Source organism: Pseudomonas sp. F8002 (assembly GCF_013385495.1).
Classification (GTDB): domain Bacteria; phylum Pseudomonadota; class Gammaproteobacteria; order Pseudomonadales; family Pseudomonadaceae; genus Aquipseudomonas.
The window spans coordinates 76,130-88,906 of sequence record NZ_JACAPW010000012.1; the positions used below are offsets into that span (position 1 = coordinate 76,130).

Annotated in this window: 10 protein-coding genes; 4 read left to right on the forward strand and 6 right to left on the reverse strand. The window is 60.1% G+C overall.

The features are described 5' to 3' along the window. Positions 1-97: 97 nt before the first annotated feature. The 5 genes from pstB to lldD form a co-directional block, all read right to left on the reverse strand. The gene (gene pstB, locus HX811_RS10895) at positions 98-877 is read right to left on the reverse strand and encodes a phosphate ABC transporter ATP-binding protein PstB (protein WP_003209835.1); all 780 of its coding nucleotides are present in this window, start codon (positions 875-877) and stop codon (positions 98-100) included. Beyond that, positions 877-1,749, reverse strand: coding sequence for a phosphate ABC transporter permease PstA (gene pstA / locus HX811_RS10900; protein ID WP_003209837.1), 873 nt, complete (start codon positions 1,747-1,749; stop codon positions 877-879). The genes pstB and pstA overlap by 1 nt, the downstream gene beginning before the upstream one ends. Beyond that, a complete protein-coding gene (pstC, locus tag HX811_RS10905; RefSeq protein WP_003209839.1) occupies positions 1,746-2,741 on the reverse strand; it encodes a phosphate ABC transporter permease subunit PstC in 996 nt (331 codons plus the stop codon). Before pstC ends, pstA begins: the two co-directional genes overlap by 4 nt. 66 nt (positions 2,742-2,807) lie before the next feature. Next, entirely contained in the window at positions 2,808-3,824 is a 1,017-nt protein-coding gene (gene pstS, locus HX811_RS10910; RefSeq protein ID WP_003209841.1) for a phosphate ABC transporter substrate-binding protein PstS, read from the reverse strand. A gap of 169 nt (positions 3,825-3,993) precedes the next feature. After that, positions 3,994-5,136, reverse strand: a complete 1,143-nt coding sequence (lldD, locus tag HX811_RS10915) for an FMN-dependent L-lactate dehydrogenase LldD (protein WP_003209842.1) — start codon at positions 5,134-5,136, stop codon at positions 3,994-3,996. A 107-nt stretch (positions 5,137-5,243) separates the two neighbouring features. Between lldD and HX811_RS10920 the strand changes: the two genes are divergently transcribed. Next, on the forward strand, positions 5,244-6,149 hold the full coding sequence (locus HX811_RS10920; protein ID WP_177045895.1) for a LysR family transcriptional regulator: 906 nt from the start codon (positions 5,244-5,246) through the stop codon (positions 6,147-6,149). On the opposite strand, the gene HX811_RS10925 is transcribed toward HX811_RS10920, so the two are convergent. Then, entirely contained in the window at positions 6,146-8,104 is a 1,959-nt protein-coding gene (locus tag HX811_RS10925; protein ID WP_177045897.1) for a PAS domain-containing sensor histidine kinase, read from the reverse strand. The two genes, HX811_RS10920 and HX811_RS10925, sit on opposite strands and share 4 nt — an antisense overlap. Positions 8,105-8,463: 359 nt before the next feature. Here HX811_RS10925 and HX811_RS10930 point away from each other — a divergent pair, with 359 nt between their 5' ends. The 3 genes from HX811_RS10930 to nadA all read left to right on the forward strand — a co-directional run bounded on the left by HX811_RS10930 (position 8,464) and on the right by nadA (position 12,728). After that, a complete protein-coding gene (locus HX811_RS10930) occupies positions 8,464-9,750 on the forward strand; it encodes an OmpP1/FadL family transporter (RefSeq protein ID WP_003209847.1) in 1,287 nt (428 codons plus the stop codon). Between the two features lie 128 nt (positions 9,751-9,878). Next, positions 9,879-11,450: a lactate dehydrogenase gene (locus tag HX811_RS10935; protein WP_218172285.1), complete on the forward strand. Its 1,572-nt coding sequence runs from the start codon at positions 9,879-9,881 to the stop codon at positions 11,448-11,450. A gap of 219 nt (positions 11,451-11,669) precedes the next feature. Continuing rightward, the gene (gene nadA, locus HX811_RS10940; protein ID WP_177045899.1) at positions 11,670-12,728 is read left to right on the forward strand and encodes a quinolinate synthase NadA; all 1,059 of its coding nucleotides are present in this window, start codon (positions 11,670-11,672) and stop codon (positions 12,726-12,728) included. The last annotated feature ends 49 nt before the right edge of the window (positions 12,729-12,777 follow it).

Consider the following 12,777-nt stretch of genomic DNA (forward strand, 5'->3'; position numbering starts at 1 on the left):
CCGGAAGGCCCACGCAAGTGAGGATTTCCGGGTTTTTTTTGCCCAGTAAAAAGCCGATCACTCTCGCGACAGAGAGTGATCGGCTTTTTTGTTAAAGCTAGCCAAACCGCCCGGTGATGTAGTCCTCGGTCTGTTTCATCTTCGGCTTGGTGAAGATCTCATCCGTATTGCCATGCTCAATCAGTTCGCCCATGAACATGAACGCCGTGCTGTCCGACACCCGGGCGGCCTGCTGCATGTTGTGGGTCACGATGATCACCGTGTATTGCTCTTTCAGCTCGGTGATCAACTGCTCGATGCGCCCGGTGGAAATCGGGTCGAGCGCCGAGGTCGGTTCATCCAGCAACAATACCTGCGGGCGCAGCGCAATGGTGCGGGCGATGCACAGGCGTTGCTGTTGTCCGCCGGAAAGACTCTGGGCGCTTTGTTTGAGTTTGTCCTTCACCTCATCCCACAGCGCGCCGCCGCGCAAGGCTTGCTCGACTCGATCATCCATTTCCCGGCGCGACAGCTTTTCGTGGTGACGCACGGCATAGGCGATGTTGTCGTAGATCGACATCGGGAACGGCACCGGCTTCTGGAAGACCATCCCGACGTGGCTGCGCAGGCGGTTCATCGAGTAGCCGGGGGCGAGGATGTTTTCGCCATTGAGCAGCACTTCACCGCGGGCTTCCTGCTTCGGGTACATCGAGTAGATACGGTTGAACACCCGCAGCAAGGTCGACTTGCCGCAGCCCGATGGGCCGATGATCGCGGTGATGCGTTTTTCCGGAATGTCGATGTCGATGGATTTCAGCGAACGTTGGTTGTTGTAGAAAAACTCCAACCCACGGACACGGATTTTGGTTTTTTCAGGATCAAGGCGGGTCGATTGCATCAGTGGGACCTATTGCGCAAAAGAATCAGGCGAGACAGCAAGCTCAGCACCAGCACGAACATCGTCAGTACCAAGGCGCCTGCCCATGCGAGGGAGTGCCAGTCATCGAAGGGGCTCATGGCGTACTGGAAAATAACCACCGGCACGCTGGCAATCGGCTTGAGCAGGTTGCTGCTCCAGAACTGGTTGCCGAAGGCGGTGAACAGCAGCGGCGCGGTTTCCCCGGTAATCCGCGCCAGCGCCAGCAGGATGCCGGTCACCACGCCGGCCTTGGCCGCTCTCAACACGATCTGCAACGTCAGTTTCCACTGGGGTACGCCCAGGGCCAGGGCCGCCTCGCGCATGGTGGAAGGTTGCAGTTGGAGCATCTCGTCGGTCGTGCGCACCACCACCGGAATCACCAGCAAGGCCAGCGCCAGGGCACCGGCAATGGCGGAGAAACCTACCTGGTGATTGGTCAGCAGGTTCAGCGGCAGGATCACCCCGGTGTAGATGAACAGGCCCAGCACGATCGACGGCGCGGACAGCAGGATGTCGTTGATGAAACGCACCGTGGTACCCAGGCGCGAGTGCCGTGCGAATTCCGCCAGCCAGATACCGGCCATCAGCCCGATGGGCGTGCCAATCAGCAGCGCAATCCCGGACATCAGGGCGCTGCCATAAAACGCGTTGGCCAGGCCGCCGTCTGTTCCGGGTGGCGGCGTCATCTCGGTAAACAGGCGCAGGTTGAGCGCCTGAAAGCCGTTGATGATGGTGGTCAGCAGAATCCACGCCAGCCACAGCAGGCCAAAGACTGTCGCGCCACAACTGAGCAGCATGGCCACCCGGTTCTTCAAGGCGCGCTTGCGGTACAGGCGTTCGTTGCTGCTCATAGGCCCTCCTTGCGGGACAGGCGCATGAGCATCAGCCGCGCCAGTGCCAGCACCACGAATGTCACGATAAACAGCAGGAAGCCCAGGGCGATCAGCGCCGAACGATGCAGGTCGGTGTACGCCTCGCTGAACTCGTTGGCGATGACGGACGCGATGGAACTGCTGGGCATCAGCAACGAGGCGGAGAACTGTTGCGCGTTACCCAGCACGAAGGTCACGGCCATGGTTTCACCCAGGGCGCGGCCGAGGCCGAGAAAGATCCCGCCGACCACGGCCGAACGGGTGTAGGGCAGGACGATGTCCCACACCACTTCCCAGGTAGTACTGCCCAGTGCGTAGGCCGACTCCTTCAATTGAGTCGGCACACTGCGGAAAACCTCATGCATCACCGACGTGATGAACGGCGTGATCATGATCGCCAGCACGATGCCGGCGGTCAGCATCCCGATGCCCAGCGGCGGCCCCTGGAACAGCGAGCCAATAAACGGAAGCGCACCCAGGTAGTCATTGATCCAGGGTGACAAGTGTTCAGCCATAAAGGGCCCGAAAACAAACAGGCCCCACATGCCATAGATAATCGAGGGAATGCCCGCGAGCAATTCAACGGCGGAGGCGACCGGCATTCTGAGCCAGGGCGGCGCCACTTCGGTGAGGAAAATAGCGATGCCGAAACTCACCGGCACCGCAATCAGCAACGCCAGCAACGAGGTGACCAAGGTGCCGTAGATCGGTACCAGGGCGCCAAAGTGGTTGTTGACCGCATCCCACTCGGTGCTGGTGATGAAACCGAAACCGAAGGTCTTGAAGGCCAGGCCTCCGCCCCACAGGGTGGAGGCGGCGATGCTTGCCAAGAGCAGCAGCACCAGCATCGCGGCCCCGAACATCGAGCGTTTGAACCACAGATCGTGGCGCTGATCGCGAGCGGCGCGGCTATCACCCGACACGTCGCTTGCGTGAGTAGTCATAACCAGGGGTTGCACGGTGTCGTTCATATCAGAAGTGCTCACCCGCCTCCATCAAGCATGCACATGCTTGAGGAAGGGGGCTATAGAGGCGGATCAGTGGGCGAAGTCAGACTTCCAGTAACCTTCGATCCGGGTCACGAGGGAATCGGGCAACGCTACGTAGTCCAATGCCGCAGCCTGCTGCTGACCTTTCTCCAACGACCATTTGAAGAAGTTGAAAGCGGCCTGGCTTTGCTCGGCGTTTTTTGCCTGCTTGTACATGATGATCCAGGTGGTCGCCGTGATCGGCCACGCGTTCTCGCCCGGTGCGTTGGTCATGATCAGGTTGAAGTCATGGGCGTTGGCCCAATCGGCAGTATCAGCCGCTGCCTGGAAGGCCTTGGCGTTGGGCTCGACGAATTTGCCGGACGCGTTCTTCAGTGAGGCGTAGGTCATCTTGTTTTGCAGGGCGTAGGCGTATTCAACAAAGCCGATGGAGTTCTTGATCTGCTTCACGTAGGCCGAAACACCTTCGTTACCCTTGCCGCCCACACCGACCGGCCACGGCACGGTGGTGCCGAAACCGATTTTGGTTTTCCAGCCATCACTGACCTTGGAGAGGTAGTTGGTGAAGTTGTACGAGGTGCCCGAGCCGTCCGAGCGGTGGACCACGGTGATATTCGCGCCCGGCAGTTTCAAGCCGGGGTTGAGGGCGGCAATCGCCGGGTCGTTCCAGGCCTTGATGTCACCGAGGAAGATCTTCGCCAGCACATCACCATCGAGTTTCAGCTGGCCAGCTGCAACGCCCTCGACGTTCATCACCGGCACGATGCCGCCAATCACGCTTGGGAATTGGCCGAGGCCGCCGGCCTTCAGTTCATCCGCCGACAGCGGCGCGTCGGACGCACCGAAGTCCACGGTAGCCGCCTTGATCTGGGCGATACCACCACCGGAGCCGATGGACTGGTAGTTGATCCGGTCACTGGAGCTTTTGCTGTATTCCTGGGACCACTTGGACAGCACCGGGTAGACGAAACTGGAGCCTGCGCCCGTGACGTCAGTGGCGTGAGCGACACCACTCAGGCACAGGGCAGTGAACAACACTGACAGACTCTTTTTGGTCAGCAACATCACGACGACACCTCAAAGGAAGGGGGCAGGTGGAGGGCTTCACCTGCCTGGGACGTGACGATTTAATTCCTGAAATGTGTCTGTTTAATGACGGTTTGGCTTTATGAAGAAACATTTAGAAATATCTGTGGGCGACCCCGGAAGGGATGTTCCGAGGTCGCTGCACTGATCAACCCTGGCTGCGCACCAGGATCGACTCATCGATCTGGGCGATCGACGTGACTCCGGTCAACGTCATGGCCACGCGCATTTCCTTGGCGAAGATATCCAGCAGGTTCTCCACGCCACGCTGCCCGTCGGCGGCCAGTGCGTAAGCCTGTGCACGGCCCAGCAGAACGCCCTTGGCGCCCAGCGCGAGCATGCGCACCACGTCCAGCCCCGAGCGTACGCCGGAGTCCACCAGCACCGTCAGATCGCTGCCCACGGCTTGTACGATAGGCGCCAGTGCCTTAGCTGTGGACAGCACGCCATCCAGTTGGCGCCCGCCATGGTTGGAGACGACGATGCCGTCGGCACCAAAGCTCACCGCGTCCTTGGCATCCTGTGGGTCGAGGATGCCTTTGATGATCATCGGGCCTTTCCAGAATTCGCGGATCCACTCCAGGTCTTTCCAACTGATGGAAGGGTCGAAGTTGTTGGCCAGCCAGCCGATGTAGTCCTTCAGTTGGGTGGGCTTGCCCAGGTACTTGGAAATGTTGCCCAGGTCGTGGGGGCGACCCAGCAGGCCCACATCGAAGGCCCAGGCCGGTTTGGTCATGGCCTGCAGGATTTGGCGTTGCGGCCCGTAGGCACCGGACATACCCGAATGGGCGTCGCGATAACGCGCGCCGGGGGTGGGCATATCGACCGTGAACACGAGGTTTTTCACCCCGGCGGCCTGGGCGCGCTCCAGGGCGTTTTTCATGAAGCCGCGGTCTTTCAGCACATACAGCTGAAACCAGATCGATTGCGGGCTCTGGGACGCCACTTCCTCGATCGGGCACACGGAAACGGTCGACAGGCAAAACGGAATGCCCTTGTTCGCTGCCGCCTTCGCCGCCTGGACTTCACCACGCCGGGCAAACATGCCGGTCAGGCCCACCGGGCTGAGGACCACCGGCATCGCCAATGGCTGGTCGAACAACGTGGTTTCAAGGCTCAGGCTTTCGACGTTGCGCAGGATGCGCTGGCGCAGGCTGATATCCGACAGGTCCGAGCTGTTGGCCCTGAGGGTGTGTTCGGCGTAGGCGCCGCCGTCGATGTAGTCGAACAGGAAACGCGGCAGTTTGCGGCGGGCGGCTTCGCGGTAATCCGATGCAGACGAAATGATCATGAACAGTGATGCCCCGAGTGAAGAAAACGGTGGGGTGAGGATAGACAAAGGCCTTTCATGGTAAAAACAACTTTTCCAACTTGAATCAAGTCGCAAACGGAATACTCATGAACCTTCGTACGTTGCTGGCCTTTGTCGAAGTAGTTCGCCAGGGCAGCTTCTCACAAGCAGCCGAGGTGGTTTCGCTCACCCAGTCTACCGTCAGCAAGGCGGTCAAGACTCTGGAAGATGAATTGGGCACGCCGCTGTTCAATCGCATCGGCCACAAGAGCGAGCTCACGGCCGCCGGCGAAATTGCCTACCGCCGAGCGCTGGTGTTGCTGGCGGAGCGCAGTGACCTGGTGGCCGAGATCAACGACTTGCTGGGGCTCAAGCGCGGTGTATTGCGCATCGGCTTGCCGCCGGTGGGCAGTGGGGTGCTGTTTGCGGCGATGTTTGCCTTGTATCGACAGCGTTATCCGGAAATCGAGATCGAGCTGATCGAGCATGGCAGCAAGAAGTTGGGCGAATGCCTGGAGGCCGGGGAGGTGGACCTGGCCGCGTTGCTGGTACCGGTGGCGGGAGAATTTGAATATCAGGATGTGCGCGTCGAGCCACTGATGGTGGTGATGCCGATCGACCATCCTTTGGCCGGGCGTAAAAGCGTCGATTTTTCCGACCTGGCTGACTCGCCCTTTATTCTGTTCGAGGCCGGGTTTGCGCTTAACCGGATCATTCTCACAGCCTGCGAGCGCAGAGGCGTAGTCCCGCGTATCACCGCCCGCAGTGCGCAGATCGACTTTATCGTCGACCTGGTTGCCGCAGGCCTGGGTGTCGCGTTTCTACCGAGCATGCTGGCTTACAAACACCTGCACGCCGGCATCGCCCTGATCCAGCTGGACGAGCCCCAGACTGATTGGCACATCGCCCTGGCTTGGCGGCGACAGGCGCACTTGCCACCGGCGGCGCGGGCCTGGCTGGATCTGGCCCTGGAGATGGGCAATGTTCCAGACGCGGCCCGGCCTGCGGTCTAGCCTTGTGCGACCAGGGGCAGGCGGCTCTTGACGACTTTTTGCAGCAGCAGGGCCAGCGCCTCGGTGGAATACGGCTTCTGCAGCAAGACAAAACGGCTGGCTTCTTCCTGGGCGATACGCGCGTATTCGTCGTTGTAGCCGGTGGTGAGCACCACCGGCAGCCATGGGTACAAGGCTTCGATTGCGTCCAGCAACTCCAGGCCACTCATGCCGGGCATGGAGATATCGGAGAACACCACCTGGAAGCTTTCCGGGTTGGGGGCCAGGGCTTCCAGCGCGCTGTTCGCATCCGGCACCCACAGCACGTGAAAGCCCATCTGTTCCAGGGTTTGCGAGGTGTACAGGCCCACATCGGCGTTGTCCTCGACCATCAGCACGCACAAGCCTGAGACGATGGGCGAAACGCTGGTGTCTTGAGGTACCGGCATGGCACTTGGCTCGACCTTGGGCAGGTACAGCGTAAATTGGCTACCCCTGCCGCACTCGCTCTGTACCAGGATTTCCCCGCCTGATTGCTTGGCGAAGCCGTACACCTGGGACAAGCCCAGGCCGGTGCCCTGGCCGATACCCTTGGTGGTGTAGAAGGGCTCAAAGATCGCGTCGAGTTTTTCCGGCGGGATACCCGAGCCGGTGTCCGCCAGTTCGATGGTCACGTAATCGGCGACACGTACCGGGTGAGCGCGAACCGAGGGTAGCCAGCTTGCCGTCGAAACGGTGATGGTCAAATGCCCGTTGCCGGCCATGGCATCCCTGGCGTTCACCACCATGTTGACCAGCGCGGTATCGAACTGGCTTTCGTCGGCGTTGATAAAACAGGCGTCGTCAGGCACCTGGATGCTTACCTTGACTCGCGAGCCGGTCAGGCTGTCCATCATCTCGCCCACCCGCTTTACACTTTCGCCGACGTTGAACACCTCGGGTCGCAAAGCCTGGCGGCGGGCGAATGTGAGCAACTGGGCCGTGAGGCGGGCCGCGCGGTCGACCGTGCTGGCGATGGCTTCCACGTATTTCACGCGGCGTGCTTCGCTCAGGGCAGGTGGCTTGAGCAAGTCGGCACAGGACTTGATCACCGTCAGCAGGTTATTGAAATCATGTGCGACACCGCCAGTGAGTTGGCCGATGGCTTCCAGTTTCTGTGACTGACGCAGGGCGTCTTCCGACAGTCGCAGGGCTTCCTTGGCTTCTTCCTCCGCCTGGATATCGCGGCCCACGGCGTGGATGTAGTCGCTGTCGGGCACGGCGGTCCAGGCGATCATGCGGTAGCTGCCGTCCTGGTGGCGGTAACGGTTCTTGAAATTGGGGAAGTTCTTGCCATCGCCCAAACGGCTGACCGCCGAGGATGAGACGGCCAGGTCGTCGGGGTGAACCAGGGCCAGCAACTGGCTGCCCACCAGGTCGTTTTCGGCGTGGCCGAGCATGCGTGTCCAGGCCGGGTTCACGGCGGAGATCACACCGTCGAGTTGTGCCACCAGCATCAGGTCCGGCGACAGGCGCCAGATACGGTCGCGATCGCGAGTGCGCTCGACCACCCGCTGTTCCAGGGACTCGTTGAGTTTGCGCAGGGACTCTTCGGCTTCGCGCAGGGGCGTGATGTCCCGGGACACGCAGAGGATTTTCTCCGGCAGGCCGTCACTGCCCATGATCGGGCTGACGTTCACGTGCCACCATTTAAGGTTGCCGGCCAGGGTGTGGGCAGCGCCGACAAAGCTGGCATTGCGACCGGCCTTGGCGGCCTCAACGGCAGCCTTGGCATCGAGATTGCCCTGGTCGTGCCAGAAGTCGGGCCAGGGGCAGCCGCGGATCGCATTGAAGTCGCTGACTTCCATGATCTGCTTGCCGCCTTCGCTCATGAAGGTCAGGCGGGCGTCGAGGTCCAGCACCTTGATGCAATCGTTGATGCTGGCAAGCACGCGTTCGGTGAAGGCTTCGCTGTGGTTGAGGCCCGCGGCGGACAAATCACTCTCGCCAGATTCAGGTGGGCTGTTTGTCTCAGGACCCGTCCCGATAGTGCTATTCATTTGAGTGCTGCCACGCGTGTTAAATGGCCGTCATCATGTCATTGCGACACTTATATCACCAGCGCCTTCACGCTTATTCGATGGCAGGCAATCCGGCATGCTGCAAGCGTGACGGCGAGATTAAAACCCGTCAGTCATATTCAGGTTCCGGGGTCTGAATAAGTGCTGGAAAAACCGTCGAAGTCTTTGAAAGAAATAGGATTGTCGGACAATTTTGCGCATGAAAAACTCTTCATAATTTGCCCGCTCGAAGATTGGTAGCTTCCCCTCGCTGCCCAATAATTCGAGTTCTAATAATGAATAAAAAACTCTTCAAGAGCGCTTTGGCGCTGTCGATTTCCCTTGCCTCCACTTCCTTGTTTGCCGGTGGTTTCGCCCTCAACGAACAAAGCATCAGTTCAATGGGGACCGGTTACGCCGGGCGTTCCTCCTCCGCGGATGACGCCAGCACGGTGTTCGGCAACCCGGCGGGCATGTCTCGCCTCAAGCAGAATGAAGTGAGCATCGGGGCGACCTACCTGGATGCCAAGTCGAACATCAAGGATGCCAGCTCCAGCCAAGGTGGCGTGGACAACCCCGGCACCAACAAAGGCGATATGGTCCCCGGCATCGCCGTACCGATGGGCTACCTGGTGACGCCGATTGATGAACACTGGGCGTTTGGCCTGGGAATCTACGCGCCGTTCGGCCTCGTGACCGACTATGAACACAGCTTCCAGGGCAATGGCTTTGGCAACAAAAGCAAGGTTCAAGTCATCACGGTGCAGCCAACCGTCAGCTATGCCTTCAACGACAAGGTTTCGGTGGGCTTCGGTCCGACCTTCAACCGTATCAGTGGCGAACTGGACTCCAAGGTCCCGGCATTTGGCCTCGGCACGGAAAACGTGAAGGTCAAGGGCGACGACACCGCCACCGGTTTCAACGCCGGTATCCTGGTGCAGCCGATTGAAAGCACGCGCATTGGTGTGACCTACCACTCGCAGGTTGTGTATCACCTGTCGGGCAAAACCAACGCCTCGGGGGTGCTCACCGACCTGGTGGATGGCGGCCCGCAGCGGTATGACGCCAAGCTGGATGTCACCACGCCGTCGTCCGTGGACTTCTCGGTCACCCATAAACTCAACGATGACTGGACCCTGTACGTCGGCAGCACCTACACCCGCTGGAGCCAGTTGAAGAAGATTACGATCAACAACAGTGGCGTCTCTGACCTCGCCACCGAACTGGCCGGCCTGAACTCCATCACCGAAGAACAGCACTGGCATGACACCTGGTCTCACGCCATCGGCCTGTCGTACCAGTTGAACAAGCAACTGGTGCTGCGTACCGGCTTTTCGGTGGACCAGACGCCCACCAACAACACCGACCGGTCCGTACGTATTCCTACGGGCGATCGCACGGTGTTCAGCTTGGGCGCTGGCTGGACGCCAGTGGATAACCTGACCTTCGACGTCGCTTATTCCTACCTGAAAGAAGAGCCGATCAAGGTCCGCGACAATAATCCGCAACTGGCGCTGACCTACGACGCCAAGTATGAAAACAGCGCCAACGGTTTCGGCGGTTCGGTGACTTACCGCTTCTGATGCACCGGAAGAGGGCAAAGAGTCAGTTTTCTGACATGGCTCTTTGCTAGCAATTGTATCGGTCGCGCTACCAAACCTTCCCTGTCTTGGTTAAATTGGCTGCAATCCAGCTCAAGACAGGGATCGTCATGACTACGCTTTCGCCGATCAGCTCCGCCATCGCCCTTACCAATCGACCCACCGTTACCCCGCCAGCTACGCAGGCGCCAGAAACGGACGCCGCTGCCGTGCGACCTTCCTCGGTGGTCAGCCTTGGCAATGTCACGGTAGACGTTCAAGCCGAGACGTATTCCCGCAACGGCCAATTGCCCGGCCATGGGCCGATCAATGCCTGGGAAAGTGACAGCGACGATGCGGTCACCAAAGCGATCAGCACGAATTTCCCTGCACTGCCCAGAGGCACAGGCTTCAGCGGCCTGGGCGCCACCCTGATCGAGCAATTTGCGAAGAGCGGTACCGACATTTCCCAGTCGGCGCTGAGCACCAGCTCTTCCAGGACCCAAAGCCCCGCCGAACTCAAGGTTCAACAGGCGCTGCTGCACAGCAGGGCCGACAACCTGGTCAGCCTGACCGTCAAGACGGCCAGCGGCAAGACCGTCACCTTCAGCCTGGCCAGCCAGTTGGGAGGCTTGGCCGCGCAGGCGAAGGTGGACGGTGGCGCCCTCAGCGCCGCCGAACTCAAGGAAGTCGCCAAGTTGGGCGAAGCCTTCCAGGACGCGATCGACGGCCTGGCCGCCCAGCCGCCGAAACTCGAGCTGAGCAAGCTGACGCAGTTTGATTCCAGCGTATTGGCTTCGGTGGACCTCAGCGGCAAATTGAAAGTGAGCAATACTGACGACCTCACGCTTGCATTCCATGCGGACAGCCAGGGCCGCACCACGCGCATGAGTAGCCCGGCGGGGGAAGTGAATCTCTCGGTCGACCTGAAGAACGCCGGCATCCTCGGCAACGCCAAGCAACAGGCAATCGCGCTGAAAAGCTACCTGGCCCAGTTCGACAAGGCCCAGTCGCGGGGCAAAGCCGATGCTGACCTGATGGCGATGTTCAAGGATGCGTTTACCGCCATGAACAGCAACTACCCGCAGGGCGCCAAAGCGCCTGCGCCGCTGACCCGCAGCGCGGCAGATCAAGGCCTGCTGACGGGCCTGGCGGATTTCAAGGCCTCCATCAGCCAGGCGGCCAGCTCCCCCAACCCGGCGCGCCCAGGGGAAACCGATACGTTTGCCTATGGGATTTCCCAGAAAACGCGCATCGGCGGCAATGACCTCTCCAATCGCACGATCGATCAGGTCCAGCGATCAAGCCTCAAGGCCAGTTTCCATCAGGGCCTGGATGGCGGGAAGCCGCCGGCTTTCGATACCAGGCGCGAGTCGCAGAACTACCTCTATGTGCAGGTCGACGACAAGGCCAGCAGTGCGGCGAACATCACCTACAAGGATGGTTTCCTGACCAACGCCTCCGTGGACCAAAGCGCCAGTCAGAACACCCGCACCCAGCGATACGAGATGGCTCGACTGGTTAAAGACAGCGTGGTACCGAACGAGGCCACCGGCCATCGCGACTACCTGGTACTGCTGGAATATGCGGCGCGGGAAGGCAAGAGTGCCAAGGGCGCCGATGAAACCATCCTGAAGGATGCCCTGGCGAACATGCATCAGTGGGCGTTGCTGCAAGACGATCCGTCCGCTTTGCCCGGTTAAACCGGTCGTTGTAAAAAAGGGAAACCCCTGGCCGGGTTTCCCTTTTTCATGCCTGGCCGAATCCCAGATTAGGCTTTTGAAACCATTCGATATTCTGTAGCCTTGCGCAGCTTCACCGTGCTTGATGAACACAATCACTTCGTCCGGCGGCGCCCGAAAGGCTCCAGAGCCGGTGGTACACTCGACTTTCGCGCAACTGCGCCTGCAGGTCTTGCGAACATGACGCAAATTTCCGAACGCCTTCTGGTCCAAGCCCACCTCGACGCCAAGCAGCCCAAAGTGCTGAGCGCCGAAGAAGAGGCGGGCTACCGCGCCGCCATCGCCTCCGAGCTCAAGGCTCAGGACGCCGTGCTGGTGGCACACTTCTACTGCGACCCGGTGATTCAGGCCCTGGCCGAAGAAACCGGTGGCTGTGTCTCCGACTCCCTGGAAATGGCCCGCTTCGGCGCGGCGCACCCGGCCAAGACCGTATTGGTGGCGGGCGTGCGATTCATGGGGGAGACGGCCAAGATCCTCACGCCTGAAAAACGCATCCTGATGCCGACACTGGAAGCCACGTGCTCTCTGGACCTTGGCTGCCCGGTGGATGAGTTCTCGGCATTCTGTGATCAGCACCCTGAGCGCACGGTGGTGGTCTATGCCAACACGTCGGCGGCGGTGAAAGCCCGTGCTGATTGGGTGGTGACTTCCAGTTGTGCGCTGGAGATTGTCGAAAGCCTGATGGATAACGGCGAGACGATTATCTGGGGGCCGGACAAGCACCTGGGCACCTATATCCAGCGTCAGACGGGTGCAGACATGTTGCTGTGGGATGGTGCGTGCATCGTGCACGAGGAGTTCAAGTCCAAGCAGTTGGAGGACATGAAGGCGTTGTACCCGGACGCGGCGATTCTGGTGCACCCGGAGTCGCCCACTTCGGTGATTGAGTTGGCGGATGCGGTGGGGTCTACCAGCCAGTTGATTGCGGCGGCGCAGCGGTTGCCGAACAAGACGTTTATCGTGGCCACCGACCGCGGCATTTTCTACAAGATGCAGCAGTTGTGCCCGGACAAGGTGTTTGTCGAGGCGCCGACGGCGGGGAATGGGGCGGCGTGTCGCAGTTGTGCGCATTGCCCGTGGATGGCGATGAATACCCTGGAGCGTACGCTGCAGTGTTTGCGTGAGGGGAGTAATGAGATTTTTGTTGAGCCTTCGGTGATTCCGCAGGCGGTTAGGCCGCTGAAGCGGATGTTGGATTTTACTCAGGCGGCTCGGTTGAGGTTGGCGGGGAATGCTTGATCTTGTTTGAGTACATATCCGTTATTTAGGTAACGGCCGCTTATGGTTC